The 18123-nt window shown below is 40.9% G+C and carries 13 protein-coding genes; all 13 read right to left on the bottom strand.

The features are described 5' to 3' along the window. Positions 1-9 precede the first annotated feature (9 nt). Positions 10-828 (bottom strand): cytochrome C assembly family protein, encoded by an 819-nt coding sequence (locus tag EHS13_RS11015; protein WP_155700386.1) that lies wholly within the window; start codon positions 826-828, stop codon positions 10-12. Between the two features lie 21 nt (positions 829-849). Next, positions 850-2235 carry a glutamyl-tRNA reductase gene (hemA, locus tag EHS13_RS11010; RefSeq protein ID WP_155700384.1) on the bottom strand — a complete coding sequence of 462 codons (1386 nt, stop codon included), beginning with the start codon at positions 2233-2235 and terminating at the stop codon, positions 850-852. Between the two features lie 107 nt (positions 2236-2342). After that, the gene (locus EHS13_RS11005) at positions 2343-2879 is read right to left on the bottom strand and encodes a hypothetical protein (RefSeq protein WP_155700383.1); all 537 of its coding nucleotides are present in this window, start codon (positions 2877-2879) and stop codon (positions 2343-2345) included. 129 nt (positions 2880-3008) lie between these two features. Then, entirely contained in the window at positions 3009-3410 is a 402-nt protein-coding gene (gene speD, locus EHS13_RS11000; protein WP_155700382.1) for an adenosylmethionine decarboxylase, read from the bottom strand. A 311-nt stretch (positions 3411-3721) separates the two neighbouring features. Continuing rightward, the gene (locus EHS13_RS10995; RefSeq protein ID WP_155700381.1) at positions 3722-4309 is read right to left on the bottom strand and encodes a non-ribosomal peptide synthetase module; all 588 of its coding nucleotides are present in this window, start codon (positions 4307-4309) and stop codon (positions 3722-3724) included. Between the two features lie 192 nt (positions 4310-4501). Beyond that, on the bottom strand, positions 4502-5125 hold the full coding sequence (gene yihA / locus EHS13_RS10990) for a ribosome biogenesis GTP-binding protein YihA/YsxC (RefSeq protein ID WP_155700380.1): 624 nt from the start codon (positions 5123-5125) through the stop codon (positions 4502-4504). 15 nt (positions 5126-5140) lie between these two features. Further along, complete coding sequence (lon, locus tag EHS13_RS10985; protein ID WP_155700378.1) at positions 5141-7483, bottom strand: endopeptidase La; 2343 nt, start codon at positions 7481-7483, stop codon at positions 5141-5143. A 52-nt stretch (positions 7484-7535) separates the two neighbouring features. Next, a complete protein-coding gene (gene lonB, locus EHS13_RS10980; protein WP_155700377.1) occupies positions 7536-9230 on the bottom strand; it encodes an ATP-dependent protease LonB in 1695 nt (564 codons plus the stop codon). Between the two features lie 437 nt (positions 9231-9667). Continuing rightward, positions 9668-10510 (bottom strand): divergent polysaccharide deacetylase family protein, encoded by an 843-nt coding sequence (locus tag EHS13_RS10975; RefSeq protein WP_155700376.1) that lies wholly within the window; start codon positions 10508-10510, stop codon positions 9668-9670. An 85-nt stretch (positions 10511-10595) separates the two neighbouring features. Beyond that, complete coding sequence (locus EHS13_RS10970; RefSeq protein ID WP_155700375.1) at positions 10596-14435, bottom strand: glycosyltransferase family 39 protein; 3840 nt, start codon at positions 14433-14435, stop codon at positions 10596-10598. A gap of 99 nt (positions 14436-14534) precedes the next feature. Further along, the gene (locus tag EHS13_RS10965) at positions 14535-15578 is read right to left on the bottom strand and encodes an oxidoreductase (RefSeq protein ID WP_155700374.1); all 1044 of its coding nucleotides are present in this window, start codon (positions 15576-15578) and stop codon (positions 14535-14537) included. A 67-nt stretch (positions 15579-15645) separates the two neighbouring features. After that, positions 15646-16743 carry a flavodoxin-dependent (E)-4-hydroxy-3-methylbut-2-enyl-diphosphate synthase gene (gene ispG, locus EHS13_RS10960; protein ID WP_155700373.1) on the bottom strand — a complete coding sequence of 366 codons (1098 nt, stop codon included), beginning with the start codon at positions 16741-16743 and terminating at the stop codon, positions 15646-15648. Between the two features lie 84 nt (positions 16744-16827). Continuing rightward, on the bottom strand, positions 16828-18120 hold the full coding sequence (gene clpX, locus EHS13_RS10955) for an ATP-dependent protease ATP-binding subunit ClpX (RefSeq protein ID WP_155700372.1): 1293 nt from the start codon (positions 18118-18120) through the stop codon (positions 16828-16830). Positions 18121-18123: the final 3 nt, after the last annotated feature.

Genomic DNA, 18123 nt, shown 5'->3' with positions numbered 1-18123 from the left:
CAACCTTATCTATCGATGAAATCCGGATAAAAGATTAATCACCAAAAAATTGACAATCATAAAAGCAAAAGCACCTATATTCCACCATGCCAAGCTAGTTCCCGAGGATTGCGAAAAGCGACGTTGAAATAAATAAGCCGTATAAATCAATAATATAAATGTAGAAAGTACAACTTTCGGATCAAACAACAGATTGCTGTCACCACGCAATGTTATCCAAATCACTCCCAAAACTAGTGAAAGCAGCAACAAGGGAAATCCGCTAAGGATGGAATAAAACGTGTAGATTTCAATTTTCTCCAGGCTCGGCATACGTTTCATTGCTGGGGACCAATGCTTTTCTTTAAGCTGACGGTGTAAGAATAAATACATTCCCGAAAAAATGGCAGCGAGTGAAAAAGCAGCATAGCTGCAGACAGCAAGTGTTGCGTGAATAAATAACAGCTCATTTAAAGCTTCTCCCTGCGAAATGTCGGGACTGTCGATATGATGACTGAAAAAGTGAAGCGCCAGTACGGCAAAACCAACTACATTTGCAAAGAAAACCAATGGCTCTATCCGAAAAAAACGATTAAGTATCAGCGAAAAAGTGACCATTAACCAAGAAAATAGCAATAAAGCTTCAAATAAAGTGAAGACAAAATGGCCTCTTTGCTCTATCGCATTAGCTACTAGATAAAAGGTCTGCAAGACCCAAACAAAAATAAGAAGCCCTGTTCCCATCCGTTTTGCATTCCGATTAACACCAACAAAATCGGAGAAATAAAACAGCAGGCTCAAGGCATATATATATAGTATCGCATCAAACATCCAGCCTTGAGTAACCATCCAGTCCTCCTACTCTAAGCCTTATGAGCCAGCCAATAAAGGCTGCCCTTGTAATGAAACAAAAACAGATGACTCATTGTCTTTTTTCTGCTGAGTGGATTTTTGCAGTTCCTCTAGCTCAGCTTGCTTTTGTTCAGCTATTTGCTCTTCCAATGCAAAAATTTTCGTGAACATATCTAAAGCTTCATCCGCATGACGTTCTCCTGCCATTTCTTTAACACGCAGGATTGGATCACGCAGCATCTGATTGACAATGCTTTTTGTCAGCTTGCGAATAATTTTAATTTCACGCTCGTCCAGATCAGGAATTTTATTCAACAAGCTATCCATTGTTTCCTCATGAATCAAGCTTGATTTATGCTGAAGCGCTTGAATAATCGGGCTAACGCCTAAGGTCTTGTACCATTGCTCATATACCAGATGTTCCTCTGTAATCATCGTTTCAATCTTCGAAACCTCTTGGCTGCGCTCCGATAAATTACTCTCAACGATGGCTTCCAGGTCATCAATATCATGTAGGAAAACATTTCGCAATTCACCAATTCCCGGATCTAGATCACGAGGAACGGCAATATCAATCATGAATAAAGGTCGGGCTTTGCGCTTAAGCAATGCTTTTTGCACCTGTTCCTTGGTTAAAACTATTTCTGCCGATCCAGTCGAGCTGATCACAATATCCACATACTCCAGCTCTTCATGCAGTTTTTCGAACAAAACTGCCTTTCCCTGAAACTTATGTGCGAGTTCAATGGCTCTTTCATGCGTCCGGTTTGTTACTAATATTTTCTCAGCTCCGTTAGCATGCAAATGCTTGGCTGTTAATTCACTCATTTTACCTGCCCCAATGATCAAGACAGTTTTATTCGCAAAGCTGCCAAATATCCGTTTGCCCAGTTCAACAGCAGCATAGCTAATTGAAACAGGGTTCTCGCCAATTGCCGTTTCCGAATGGGCACGTTTGGCTAAAGTTATGGCTTGCTTAAATAGCATGTTAAACAGTGTGCCCGTTGATTTTTCTTCCTGGGCTAATAGAAAGGCATCTTTAACTTGACCAAGAATTTGCGTTTCACCAATCACCATTGAATCTAGACTGCAAGTAACGCGAAATAAATGCTCAATTGCTTTCTGGTGCTCGTACATGTATAAATGCTGGGTAAATTGTTCTCGAGAAACGCCAAACCATTTCTCCATAAAACCGCGTATATAATGGTTGCACATGTGTATTCGATCAACAACAGCATAAATTTCTGTTCGATTGCAGGTACTGACGACAACACATTCAAGTATACTTTTGGTTTCCTTCAGTTCCTTTAACGCAGCAGGTAATTGCTCAGCCGCCAAAGTAAACTGCTCTCTAATTTCAACAGGGGCTGTTCGATAATTTAAACCAACGACCAAAATATGCATGTGTATCACCTGCCTTTATCTAAGATAGTCTAACAAACTAAAGCTAATTATAGCATATTACATCCGCTATTTAGAGCTTGAATATGAAGAAATTATGACTGTATGCATTATTGCAGCAGCTTTCGACTAAATATATTATAAATGGCTAGATCATCTTTGTGGATTTTCTTATTTACTGCAGCTACAATTCCGTCATTATCCTCTACCATAAGCTTGGCGTATTCTTCGTAAAGCTGTTTAAACAATACGCTTGCGTCAATAAAAATACGGATTTCCTCCGGCTTTAATTGCCTATCCCCACCAATTTGAAGTCTTAGTATATAATCCATCATCCGTTTTAATGAGCTTAGCTCAGCTACTTTATTCTCCCCAATAGAAATTAAAAATCTCTCATGAGTATAGTCTACAGCGTATGCCATTTGCTTCAATATCGTTAATTGCTGTGTTGCCTTTAAGTTCGGAATATCCACAAACGCACTATTAAGCATTTCAATTTGAAAAACGGCAATTTGATACAAAAGGTGTGAATCACTTTGCTCCTGCTCTGGTGAGCTTACTACATGATAAACCGAATTTAAAGTCCATCCCAGCATTAACGATATTACGAGTATAATAAAATTTTGGCTCCCTCTCATCTTCCCCATACTGAACCCTCCATATCCATAGCTATTCCACTTTTATTCTATGGACGAGAGGTACAAAAAAAGACCATGGATTTCTCCATGATCTTCTTGGCATAATTTAATGTTTATTTAATACGTATCGTACTACTTTTACTTCGCCAATACGGCTTGTTTGATTTCCGGTGTTTCAACCTGAAGCTCGCCCATACCACGGATCAATTTCTTTGCATAAACCGTTTCGGGCTTTAGCACGGAAATCATATGATCGATCGCTAATTGCGGATCAACCGTTTCTCCACACGTATAACAATCCAATGCGGCGAAACCACGTTCAGGATAAGTGTGAATTGAAATGTGACTTTCTGATAATAAGACTAATACTGTTGCTCCTTGTGGTTCAAATGCTTGTGCTTGCACGGATAATACGGTTGCTCCGCATGCCTCCGCAGCTTCTACCATTTGAGCTTTTAACCATTCTGCGTTATTGAGAAGTTCAAAATCCGCTCCCCATGTGTCCACAGCAACGTGTCTTCCGAAAGTTGAGTATTCCATCTCTCGGTTCCCCCTTCCTAGGAATAAAATGTTTGATTTCATCCGCTAGGACCTACGTCATTCACTTCCCGAGGGAAAAAGCCTCTCGCAACATATAATGTCCTGAGTGAATCCTGGTTCCTATATAGTTTTTTCAACGAGATTAAAAATAACATCTATTGCTGAGAAATGCAATACTTTTTTTTAAATCTTAATATTTAAAACTCATGAGGGCTTTTATATCGATTTTATTCTATGCAGCAACACAGCAAAAAGGAAGCCTCGCGGCTCCCATAGTATAAATTGGACTATAGTTTAGATGTAATTACCTGCTACACTTCAAGACTGAACAGACGATGTGACAGCTGCTGTAAACGCTGGTCTATTTGTGAAATAAACGTGGATTCTATACTCAGGTTACGCAAGTCCAGTACCTCATTAATTTGTTGATGAATCGCTTGTATTTCATATTCTACATTCTGTTTAAGAAAGAGCAGCTTTAACTGATCTACTGTATCTTTGTATTCATAAATAATTTTTTCATTAGCTGCTTTTATTTCAATAATTTTAATCACAGCACCACGGTTGTATTGATACACCATTGTGTAGCTAGGATAAATGCGATTAACTGTCGCGCTGCCTTTGAACTCGGCTACCGCTTTACGCATTACAGTAACTAAATTAGGATTACTTAAACGACATGAACCTGTAAAAACATATTTACTATCCAAACGTTCAAAAGACAACACGATTTCATCTTCGCCGGCATCTTGAAAAACAACGTCTTGACTTCCATTCTCCAATACCTTGACTTGCAATTGTACCTGATGGTCTGCGAATATGGTAACAAATTTAAACATTTCGGCTTCTGTTAATACCAGGCAGGTTTTGACATATTCAGTCGCTAACCTTTGAGCCATAAAAATCCCTCGATTCTGTTTGTAAAACCCTTTGAAACCTATACATTCATATTATACTACATCAGGTATAAATATTCCTACTATCAAAATAGCGAGATAATCAGCCAAATTACTGAAAATATCGCTAAATAAGGCTTGGATGATCACACAATCTTTGATTTGCTCTTTAATTTTAAGTAATACTATCAAGGGTTAGCTCTGAAGAGCTTCATCCTCTTCCTCTTCTGAGGCAACTTCAATTGCGTCCTCGATAACCTGCCATAATTCGTCCTTGCCCATCCCTGTTTCCGAAGAAAAAATAATTAAGCGATCTGAAGGATCAAATATAAGTGCATCACGTACGATTTTCAAATGCTTTTGCCATTTGCTTTTTGGGATTTTATCGGCTTTAGTAGCTACAACACAGATTGGTACATCAACATGCTTTAACCATTTATACATGCCCACATCATCCTTGGAAGGTGGATGACGTAAATCTACTAATAGCAGTAAAAGCTTGATTTCTTTACGCTTCAATAAATAATCTTCAATAAATTTACCCCAAACCTCGCGCTTCGTTTTCGATACTTTGGCATATCCATATCCTGGTAAATCAACAAAATATAAGTCTGTATTGATCAAATAATAATTTAAAGTTTGCGTTTTACCAGGCTGTGAGCTTGTCCTTGCTAAATTCTTACGCTGAATCAAACGGTTGATTAATGAGGACTTGCCGACATTAGAACGCCCTGCCAGAGCAATCTCTGGCAGAGCATCGTTAGGGTATTGACTGGGACCAACGGCACTAATAATAAATTGAGCTTCATTGACTTTCATGGGTTCACACTCTTTCTAGTGTATCTCGGCAGGCTCTGGCTTTAACAAGGCATGCCCCAATACTTCATCCATATGGCTTACCGGGTAAAAAGTGATATCGTTACGTACACTTTCTGGAATATCCGGTAGATCTTTTTCATTATCTTTTGGGATAAGGATTGTTCTAATTCCAGCTCGGTGCGCTGCTAAAGACTTTTCTTTTAATCCACCAATTGGAAGAACGCGTCCTCGAAGTGTAATTTCACCTGTCATAGCTACATGCTTCGAAACAGGGATCTGCGTTAATGCAGAAATAATTGCGGTTGCCATAGTAATACCTGCAGATGGACCATCTTTGGGAATGGCTCCTTCTGGAATATGAACATGAATATCATTCTTTTCGTGAAAATCTGCTGGAATATTAAATGTTGCTGCCTTGGATCGAATATAACTGAATGCCGCTTGAGCAGATTCCTTCATCACGTCGCCTAACTGTCCAGTTAGAGTAAGTTTGCCCGACCCAGGAAGCACTGTGACTTCAATGACAAGTGTATCCCCGCCAACCTCAGTCCAAGCCAATCCTGTAACCGCACCAACTTGATCTTCTTCCTCTGCTGTTCCATAACGAAATTTAGTTGGCCCTAATAGCTCTTTCAGCTTTTCGTCGGTAATTTGAACGGACGTTCCTTCATTTGAAACAATGAACTTGGCTGTTTTGCGGCATAAAGCCGCTAGCTGCTGCTCCAGATTACGCACACCTGATTCTCGAGTATATTCACGAATTAACTTCAATAAGGTCGGTTCTAATACTTCAAGCTGTTCTGGCTCTAAGCCATGCTCTCTCTTTTGTTTAGGCAGCAAGTATTTATGGGCAATTTGCAGTTTTTCAAGCTCTGTGTAACCAGGAATATAGATCATTTCCATCCGATCCATTAACGGGCGTGGAATATTATGGGCTACATTCGCCGTGGTAATAAACATAACCTTGGATAAATCATACGGAATTTCGATAAAATGATCACTGAACGTACTATTCTGTTCTGGATCGAGGACCTCAAGCAAAGCAGATGACGGATCCCCACGGAAATCCATGGCCATTTTATCGATTTCATCAAGCAGGAACACAGGATTACTAGCGCCCGCATTCTTCATCCCTTGAATAATTCGTCCAGGCATAGCTCCCACATAGGTGCGTCTATGACCTCTGATCTCAGCTTCATCTCTTACTCCGCCTAAAGAAACACGTACAAATTCCCTACCTAAGGAACGAGCAATGGAACGTGCGATCGATGTTTTACCTACACCAGGAGGTCCCACTAGGCAAAGGATCGGCCCTTTAAGCTTTTTAACCAGCTTTTGAACAGCCAAATATTCCAAGACCCGTTCTTTAGGTTTTTCCAAACCAAAATGGTCTTCATTTAGAATTTGCTCCGCTTTTTCAATATCCAGATCATCATCGGATTCCTTGGACCATGGCAAGCCTAACAACCAATCAATGTAATTACGTATAATTCCGCCCTCTGCAGATGCAGCAGGCATTTTTTCAAGGCGATCGATTTCTTTCTCAATTTTCTCACGAACCTTATCGGGCAATACGGATGCTTCAAGCTGGCTTCGCAAATCCTCAACCTCGCCTGCGCGCCCTTCCTTTTCGCCCAATTCCTTCTGGATCGCTTTCATTTGCTCGCGCAAATAATATTCCTTTTGCGTTTTTTCCATTTGTTTTTTGACACGTTGACTGATCTTGCGTTCAAGCTCTAGCACTTCACGTTCATTATGCAAAATGTCTAAGAGCTTTTCCAATCTTTCGCGGACGTCCACGGTTTCAAGAATTTCTTGTTTATCTTTTATTTTCAACGCCAAATGACTGCAAATGACATCTGCCAATCTTCCTGGCTCTTCGATATCTGAAACCGCAGCAAGCGTCTCTGGTGTTACTTTTTTCGATAAGTTAATGTAATGCTCAAATTGATGAAGTACCGTACGCATTAAGGCATCCGTTTCAGGATCGGATTTTTCTTGCTCTGGCAGCTCTTTTATGTTCACTTCGTAATATTCTTCATTAGCTAGAAATTCGATGACTTCTGCACGAACTATGCCTTCAACTAAGACACGAATTGTGCCATTGGGTAATTTCAGCATTTGTCTGACTTTGGCCACGGTACCTATTCGATATATATCTTCTACTGTAGGCTCTTCTATATTGACTTCAGATTGCGAGCAGAGCAGAATCAGCCCATCATCCACCATTGCTTTTTCCAAAGCTTTTACAGATTTCTCACGACCTACATCTAAATGCAGAACCATACTCGGATAAACCAGCAATCCCCTTAAAGGCAACAAAGGCATTCGTCTAATTTTTGATTTATTGATTCCCATCCCTCAACACCTCCATGGTCATTCCTGTAGATACATTCTAGCAAATGTAAAATCAAAACACCAATTCATGGGAGCTTGATGAAGCAATTAACACATCGTTGGCGCTTGGCAGGTGTATAATACTATCCAGATTTTGCGTTTTAAATGCAACCTCCAGCACCTCTTCTATGGTATCAACCGCGATTACGCGCAATCCATCCAGGTCTGCAAATATATCCTGCCAATTCTCACGAGGAATAACAACCGTAGTAGCACCGGCTTGAAAAGCTGCCTCTACTTTGGCAACCACGCCTCCTATCGGTTTAACCTTGCCATGGATGCTCATTTCACCTGTCATAGCCATCTTATTGTCTACGGGTAATTTACGAATTGCCGAGGCTATAGCCGTTGCCATGGATATACCTGCAGAAGGCCCATCGATCGGAACACCGCCCGGGAAATTAATATGTAAATCATAGTCGTTTGGTTTATATCCAAGCCGCTTTAGAACGGTCAGAACGTTTTCTACCGAACCACGTGCCATACTCTTACGTCTTAGGGTCTTTGCACCGCCATTGATTTCCTCTTCATCTACAACCCCTGTAATCATAAAACTGCCTTTACCCGGATTATCTCCAAGTGTTGCCGTAACTTCAATTTCCAGCAATGTTCCCAAATTCGGCCCATATACAGCCAATCCATTAACGAAACCAATGCGAGGTTCACTCGGTATTCTACGTTCAGGGCGCGGTGAGATTTGGCTGCTATTCACCACCCACTCTACATCAGCAGCAGTTAATTCTGTTCTTTGATCCGTTAAAGCTAACCCCGCGGCTAGCTGAATGACATTAACCGCTTCTCTGCCATTTGTGGCATAACGCTTGATAACATCAACTGCCGCTTTACTTTCGGGAAAGCCAATTTTACGAATCGCATTCAGCGCAATTTGGCCGATCTCATCAGGCAGCAAGGGACGGAAATAGATTTCCATACAACGTGAACGAATAGCTGGCGAGATATCCTGGGGTGAACGTGTTGTAGCTCCAACCAACCTAAAATCCGCTGGCAGCCCATTCTGAAAAATATCATGGATATGACTTGGAATATTCGTATCCTCGGAATTATAGTACGCACTCTCTAGAATAACCTTGCGGTCCTCCAATACCTTGAGTAGTTTATTCATTTGAATCGGGTGGAGTTCACCAATTTCATCGATGAATAAAATGCCGCCATGTGCCTTAGTAACAGCTCCAGGCTTGGGCTGAGGAATGCCTGCAACTCCCATAGCACCAGCACCTTGATAAATGGGATCATGGACGGAGCCAATCAACGGGTCCGCTATACCCCGTTCGTCAAAACGTGCTGTAGTTGCATCAATCTCTGTAAACTTCGCATCTGCCCGAAAAGGTGATGCCGGATTCTTCTTAGCTTCCTCCATTACAACTCTTGCTGCCGCTGTTTTCCCAACTCCTGGGGGGCCATATATAATTACATGCTGCGGATTAGGTCCACAAATGGAAGCTTTCAAGGCACGCAAGCCTTCTTTTTGACCAATAATATCACTCATGGAAGAAGGTCGAGTCTTCTCGGCTAACGGCTTTGTCAAAGAGATCGAGCGCAGCTTGCGCAGCTTCTCTAATTCCTTGCGAGATTCTTTATCAAGTGCAGATCGGTTCGCTTGCTGGCTGCGCAATAAATTCCAGAAATACATGCCTATTACTATGGCAAAAAACAGCTGAATCATCATTAGTACTATGCTTATGCTCATTTTTATCCTCCTATGGGGTTTTTGTATCACATAAAAAACAAACCTAGATGTAATTAAGTTTTGTTCATGAGCTAGTTACGTAGCTACATGCACCACGGGCTCCGTTGCAGACGCATTTCCTTTTATTTAATGGGCCTTCGGTCGGAAGAAATACGCCTACAAAAGTCGCCTCTTAGGTACATATAGCAACTCCAATACTCTCTTCTCAAACTCAATTTCATTAAGATTAGTATTGCCTTGCAATTCACTGTGTAATCTTCAAAAAGAGAAAGTCTTTTCAAATAGATGACTACGTGAGCCCATAACTTTTCTTTTGACCGTTATCCCATTCGCTCTGTATTTCTGAAAATCGACGACGAACTGAGGTAAAGGGATAACGGTCAAAAGGAGCTCGGAAGCTCTAGGAAAGACTCAATCATCGGCCCCATAGTCCCTTGCTAATGAGCAACATCCAGCTTATGCTGAGCCTTAACCGACAGCATTTGCAGCAATGAGACAAACTCAAGTTTGTCCGCGAGATTACGCGATGCTTGGTTTAGAGCGGCTGCTGTTTTAGTTCCTGATGGGCCAACATGACCGATTACGACACACTCATCGTGTTTTAATAAATAGGTAACTATTAAGGCTACCTGCTTATTAATATGCTGAGATGTATACTGATCATCAAGAAAAATGTGATTGTCCAAGGTTCTGACCTCTAATTGATCTGCTAGTTTGGAAACGACACTTTTATAATTTGTGCGGCTATCCAGAAAGAATAAACCGCGGTCATGGCATACCTCTAAGACGACTTTCATCACACGAGGATCTGCAGTTGCTTTTGAGCCCATATGATTATTCATCCCAACTGCAAAAGGCACATCATCAATGGCTGCATTTACTCGTGTACGAATTTCTGCATCGCTTAAGGAGGTTGTTATTGCTCCTGGTCCTAGCCAGCTGCTTAAGCCACGAATGGGTTCCATTGGCAAATGTACAATGACATCATGGCCCAGACTGTGAGCCCATTCTGCATCGCGATGTGTCGTGGGCAGAAAAGGCATGACCGCTGCTGTAAATTGGATTTTTAAAGCCATCATCTCCGTTGTACCGTTCATATTATTGCCAAAATCATCAATGACTATCGCCACTTTTTTCTTAATTTGCTCATCAACGTATTCTTTTTCGATTTGGTTTTGAGCGGATACGTGAGGATAGGTTGAGCCACAAAAGAATAGAGATACAAATCCAATCCAAATAATAAAAAAACGCCTCCACCGACAAATGATCACATTAAGCATTTTCGACCTCCATTATGGATTCAAAAGTACTTATGTTATTTGTCAGTCAAGGCGAATTTATGCAAGGCTTCTAAAGGTTAAGCATTTAAAAAACCCAAGAGCTAATCCATTTTAAAGTATGATCGATGTACGAGCGACTCACTGTTGCTCCCGACAAAATCGGGTAGAACATGAGAAACAACAGGAACACAACGGCATAGTAACTATAAATCACAGGATTTAAATTCGATCTCGGGTTGCTTTCTTTAAAGTGTCGAATAACATACACAATGCAGAAAATCATAAATGGCAGCATGGCGAAAAAGTGATAAATAAAGGTTAATCTTGCAACGAGCATCCAAGGTACATAGTTCGCACACATCGCAATGAAGAGAAACAATACTGTTTTATCCCTTTTCTTAAACCCAATCCAAAGAGTACTGAAAATCGCTACAATTCCAACCCACCAAATTGCAGGATTGCCTAAAGCTACAATAAGAGAAGCTTTTCCTGCCGGTGCTTGGCCGCCATAATACCATAATGGCTTCTGCATAATCGGCCATTGGTACCAGACAGAGGAAAATGGATGCGTAGCAACAAGATTCTTATGATATTCATACATATGCTTCTGATAAGTTATTACTTCATGCAGACCATGACCTGGCCCCGGAACCAGCATAAATGGAATAAAAGAAAGTACATAAATCACGGCGGGTATTCCTACAAAAAACAACATGCACCAGGCAAGCGTCTTGATTAAACTTGGTTTAAATGCCTGAATAACATGGCGGTAATAGCTTTGTGTGTTGTCCTCTTTTTTGACAACATGTTTAGTAACTAGTGATTTTTGGGCAAAGGCAAATTCCCTATACCTCTCATATAAAACCAGGAAGAGGATTACAGCCAACCCTGCACCTGCGTAGATCGCAATCCATTTACTAGCTGCTCCTAGGCCAAAAAACAAGCCAGATAGCGCCAATGGCGTCAAAGTTTGGCGCAAAGATGTATTGTAGAAACTTAGTCGATAGTACTTGTACATGTAGTAATACATTAAGATGATGAAAAACACGCCATACACGTCAATGGTCGATATACGCGTTTGCACAAAATGCATGAAATCAAATGCTAGCAAAAATGCCCCCATAAAGGCGTATTCCGTCCTACGAAATAGCATTTTTCCAAATGCATAAAAAATCGGGATCATCCCTACACCGAATAATGTCCCCATAATCCGCCAACCAAAAGGGTTGGTCCCAAAAATAGCTGTTCCTAATCCGATGATTATTTTGCCCAAAGGTGGATGGGTGCTTTCATAAGGCTCAATCTTGTGCAGCTGCTCATAAGCTGTTCTTGCATGATAAATCTCATCAAAATAAGTACCATTCATAAAAGATGGTTTATACGCGGCTTGATCCGGCTCATCAAATACATAAGATGGCTTGCCCTTTGAGAGAGAGCTTTTCGTACCTGGTACAACGATTTCAACATGTAACGGCTTCGAGGAATCCTCACCGTACAAAGCGATTTCATTCAAGCGGAAACCAGGCTGTTTGGCGGTCACTCTAGCATACTTCGCTTTTATATCGATATCCATGCTTGTCCAAGCAAAAACTACTCCACCATCCCGATTAATTAAACGAGCATCACGCCAAGTCTTTAAATCACTGGAAAAATCAACATCGAAATTCCCGTCTCCTGGCCCGCCAAAGGTATTGATCTTCTTAATAGCTTGCTCCGAGTCCAAGGAAATATAGAAGCTTTCACCTGCATTCGCCGGCTGCCAAAAGGTTTCAGGCGCTTTAAAGGACCCAAGATTAATTAAGGCAAATACTAGATAAACAAGCGTTAAACCAGCAATTAAGCGGTAATCCAGCTTATTCAGTTTAATTTCAGGCTCCGCTTCACGGGTTAATCGCATTGCAGGCTCCCCTGTCTTTTTTGAATCCAACGGCAGCAGTTTATCTGCAGCAGTTGGTGTTATTTTATCCTTAACGAGAACATCCCAACCTACTTTAATCATGTAAATGAACATCAATGTATTGGCTAATGATGTGTAAATTAAGATCATCCCATAACGGTTCAGCTTGAAATTATTCGTTAAACTGTACCCGAGAATTTCATCCGTATTGAAAAAATGAGTTAAACTGAGACCGAAAAAGAGATACAATATCCGCCGATCCTTGAAATGAATAAAGCTCATCAATGCAAAAACCAAGGCGTAGAATAAATATCGCTCATGCATTTTTACTGTGACCATAAAGACGGCTGTCATAAAAAAGAAAGCGATCCAATAAAGCTTTGTATCATCCGCCTTGCTCTTAAAGTACAGCACCCCGCAATAAATCAAGCTTGCTAGGATCAACAGGTAGCTCCAATGCGTGTAGGATAAGAATAAAATTTTATCCGTAATGGGTTGCCAGTTTCCTCCTACTAAAGTTATTACGTTATAAGCGTTAAGTGAAGCATAGTTATAGGAGCCTAATGTGCTGGTGTATAAATCAATCAAATAAAGCGGCCCATTATGCTGGTGAATAGTAAATGGCAACGGAACGATGATTAGCACTAGCAACCCGGTTACTACACTAATCAGTATCGTTTTATAATCTTTGCGAATCCGGATAAATACGAAAAGCAGTAAAGGTCCGAACATTAAAGCCTGTGGCTTTAAGAGAACTGCTACCGCAAATAACGCCGTTGATAGTGGAACTTTGCCTCTTACCAACATAATAACCGCAATAAGTACAAACATCGTAAAAAATGAATCCACTTGCCCCCATGCTGCGGAATTGAGAATTATCGCTGGATTAAACGCATATAATGCGGCTAAGCCAATTGCAGCTGTAGTCGGCAGCATTTTTTTGGCAATACGATAAATAAGGTAGGTAGTAACTAAATCCGCAATCATTGCAGGCATTTTATAAAGAATTAATGAAGCATCCGACTTATAGTTCATCCCAAAAGCATGTGAAATTTTCCCTAGTATGTAGAGTACAATCATATACCCTGGTGGGTAATCCGCAAGAAAATCAGGCCGCCCATAAAAATGCGCCATTCCGTTTGTTGATACATCCTGCGACCAGCTCATAAAGCTGTAAACATCTGAAGCAAAGCCTACCATACTTGGTGCTACGAGCAGCCGGAAAAAGGCAGCAACACAAATCAGAATCGCCATAACAACTTTAGCTTCCGACAGAGAATAAACTAGAAATTGTCTACGAATCATCAAGCGATTAACAAATATAAATAAGCCGATGAAGATGAGAGTCCACCAAATCATTCTTGTATAAGAGATGATAACTCCATCTCCCTTAGGTGCACTGCTCGCTTCTGCTTGTTTGACAGCAGCGCCCAATTGGACGACATTGGCTCCTTCAGGTGCAGCAGCTATTTCTTCAACTGCTAAATCGTCAAAGGAAGCTTTTCCGGTATTAGCCGAACCATAACCCCCAAGTCTTGCTAAAAAAGCCAGTTCCTCTTGTTTCTTATCGGTCTTGAGATACATCTCAAGCGGCTGCCAATCCGAGGTTCCCTTTATATCGACAGAGCTATCTGCGATGCCTTCTATAGAGATGTTAGCCCCTTTAGCATTAGTTCCAACATTATCTGTCTTAGCCCAACCAGATAATTTATAGATTGTGTTTGCTTTGACCTTTATTTTCTGAACCCAACGTGCATCGTTAGCTTGCAGACTTTCGATCGTAATATAAGATGAGCCCGAATGTGGCCCCTCTTGGCCGATAGTAAAATTGGTTTTTCCTTCCTCGTAAACCACGGTTGACCACAAGGTAGGTATATCCGAGGAAATTTCTTCTAGGCCGCTATTTCCTAATAAATTCTCAGAAGCACTAGTTGTTTGCGTTGTAAAAGCAATCAAAATGCAAACTGCCATAATAAAACCTAAAACGGTAATCATTCCAAGCTTCAATCGATTCGTTAACCCTCTCATAACGTAAATCAAAGCCACCTTTCCTCTTGTCTAAATATGTATTAAATTTCCTCTCAATATAACATAAAAGTAATGTTATCTCGAGAGGATTGGTTTATTTTAAGTAAATAGTAATGTTCTTTTCTCCAAACTGCTTGCCTTCACAGCTTCAATCACTTTTATTGTATTCATCGCATCCACAGCATCAACAGGCACAGCTCCAGCATCAACTATGCTATGATAAAGCTCTTGATAAAACGATTGATACGATCCCGGAATCGTCTCAACCTTACTTAACACATCTATCTCATCCTTGCGGATATTAAGCGCCCCATAGCTATCTTCGCTATCCCAGCCCCATTCTAACGTTCCTGGAATTTTTCCGGTTTTTAAGGCTGCTTCTTGCGAATCCATGCCATATTTAACAAAGCTGCCCTTATTCCCATGCACCTGAAAGCGTGGTCCCACACTCATAACTATACAGCTTGAATGCAGAATCACACGTAATTTCCCATACCCCAAAACAATATGAAAATAATCGTCTACCAGTCCATCATTTCTTTGAACCTGTACATCGCCTTGTATCGTTTCCGGCAATCCAAATAACTGAAGCGCTTGATCAATTAAATGCGCACCTAAATCATAGAGAATACCTGAGCCTTCAAGATCCTGTTCTCTCCAGCGCTCCGTAACCTGAGGTCGAAAACGATCAAAGTGAGATTCAAATGTAAAAATTTCACCCAATGCTCCCGATTCTATACATTGCTTGACTGTTAAAAAATCGTTATCCCAACGTCTGTTTTGAAAAACAGTTATGATTTTCTGCGAGTTTGCAGCTAGCTCAATTAACTCTTCTGCATCCTTAGCTTGATTAACAAAAGGCTTTTCCACAACAACATGCTTTCCAGCTAACAATGCCTTTTTGGCGATAGAATGATGGGTAGTGTTAGGTGTAGTAATGATGACAAGATCAATAAGCTCATCAGCCAAAAGCTCATCGACGCTCTCGATCACCTCCACCTCTGGAAAATGATTATGCACTTTAGTGGGATTCGATGAAACTACTTTACTTAGTTCGTAGCCTTCCAAAGCTTTTATAAAAGGTGCATGAAAAATTTCCCCAGAGAAACCATAGCCAATTAAGCCCGCTCTTAAAATTTTCAAATGAAGACCTCCTATATTTTAGATGAAAAAACCGCCAAACCAGATCAGTCAGCGGCCATAAATTATATTAGTGCTTTCTCCCAGGTATCGTTCCGGTCAGCTCATAATGCTTGACAATAATATCGATTTCTTTTTTCAATTCACTTAGAAGCTCCGCTTCAGGGACCTTGCGAATCATTTCCCCATATCGGAACAACATGCCTTCGCCTCTTGCTCCAGCGATACCAATATCCGCTTCACGCGCTTCCCCTGGGCCATTAACAGCACAGCCTAAAACGGAAACTTTAATGGGCACTTTAATTTTGGCAATATAGTCTTCTACTTCGTTAGCAATCGTAAAAAGGTCAATATCCAAACGACCGCAGGTTGGGCATGAAATCAAAGTAGCTGCATTAGAAATAAGTCCAAATACTTTCAAGAGCTCGCGAGCGGCTTTCACTTCTTCCACAGGGTCGGCGCTTAATGAAATGCGCACTGTAGAGCCAATCCCTTGAGCTAGAAGTGCACCTAAGCCTGCAGAGCTTTTAATCGTTCCCGAATAAAGCGTCCCGGATTCTGTAATCCCTAAATGCAAAGGGTACTTAAAGCTTGCAGCAGCTTTCGTATAAGCTTGAATCGCCATTGGCACATCTGATGCTTTTAACGAAACTATGATATCTCTAAAATCCAGCTCTTCCAAAATGCCAATATGAAAAAGTGCGCTTTCTACCATTGCTTCTGGAGTAGGATACCCATATTTGTCCAAAAGATGTTTTTCTAATGAACCCGCATTAACCCCAATACGAATCGGAATGCCGCGTTCTTTACAAGCTCTTACAACAGCTTCCACTTTATCGCGTTTTCCAATATTGCCGGGATTAATTCTTACTTTATCTATACCGTTCTTGATAGCGGTCAGAGCAAGTCGATGATCAAAGTGAATATCCGCAACAAGCGGAATTGAAATCTGTCTTTTAATTTCTTTAATTGCATCCGCTGCTTCATTATTATTCACCGTAACACGAACCAGCTGGCAGCCCGCTTCTTCTAGTCTAAGAATCTCAGCAACCGTTGCTTTCACATCTGCTGTTTTGGTTGTGCACATGCTTTGAATCAGCACTTCATTATTACCGCCAATGGTTAAATCGCCAACTCTAACCGGCACTGTATCCGTACGAAGGAACATATAATTCTCTCTCCCATGACACCAAACATCCTCCGCTCCGGAGATAAACCGAATTGGAGGAGTCGTTTGGAAAGTATAGTGTAATTAGGCGCTTTCTTCTTTCTTCTTAGCGCTTTCCTTAGGTTCTTTAGCTTCTTTAATATCCTTGCCTTCTTTAAGCGTAAGTGTAGGATGAACTTTGTCCAAGACAACTTCTTTAGTTACGAGGCAGCTAGTGACATCGGTACGTGAAGGAATATCAAACATCACATCCAGCATAATAGCTTCGATGATCGCTCTAAGTCCACGCGCTCCTGTATTACGTTTAATCGCTTCTTTGGCAATGGCTTCAAGTGATTCTTGGTTGAACTCCAAAGCTACATTATCCATTTCAAGAAGCTTCTGGTATTGCTTCACTAAAGCATTCTTTGGCTCTGTCAGAATACGCATTAACGCATTCTCATCCAAAGGCTCTAGGGATGAAATAACCGGCAGACGACCAACAAACTCTGGAATCAAGCCGAATTTCAATAAATCCTCTGGTAAAACCATGGATAGATATTCGCCTGGCTTAAGATCAATTTTGTGCCCTTCGTTGCTAAAGCCGATAACTTTTTTACCAATCCGACGTTTGATGATGGATTCTAAGCCGTCAAAAGCTCCGCCACAAAGAAACAAAATGTTCGTGGTATCAATTTGAATGAATTCCTGATGTGGATGCTTACGCCCGCCTTGGGGTGGTACAGAAGCAACTGTGCCTTCAAGAATTTTTAATAATGCTTGTTGTACGCCTTCGCCTGAAACATCACGTGTAATCGATGGATTCTCCGATTTACGGGCAACCTTATCGATTTCATCAATATAGATAATGCCGCGTTCTGCTTTCTCCACGTCATAATCGGCAGCTTGAATCAATTTAAGCAGAATGTTCTCGACATCCTCACCTACATAACCCGCTTCGGTCAATGAAGTTGCATCTGCTATAGCAAATGGAACATTCAAAATCTTGGCTAAGGTTTGAGCAAGCAAGGTTTTACCGCTACCTGTTGGACCCAACAGCAAAATATTACTCTTTTGCAATTCTACGTCCTCAAGCTTATTCTGTGAATTGATCCGTTTATAATGGTTGTATACAGCAACAGCTAGAGATTTCTTAGCTTGATCCTGTCCAATTACATATTGATCTAGAATGGAATTGATTTCTTTAGGCTTAGGAACATCCTTAAGATCTAAATCTTCCTCATGCCCTAGTTCTTCTTCCACTATCTCCGTACAAAGCTCAATACATTCATCACAAATATAAACACCTGGACCTGCAACTAGCTTGCGAACTTGATCCTGTGATTTACCGCAAAAGGAACATTTCAATTGGCCTTTTTCTTCATTAAATTTAAACATCGG

The sequence above is a fragment of the Paenibacillus psychroresistens genome, from assembly GCF_009728935.1.
Classification (GTDB): Bacteria; Bacillota; Bacilli; order Paenibacillales; family NBRC-103111; genus Paenibacillus_AC; species Paenibacillus_AC psychroresistens.
Note: the sequence above shows the minus strand (reverse complement) of the source record. Positions and strands in the feature narration are given on the sequence as shown.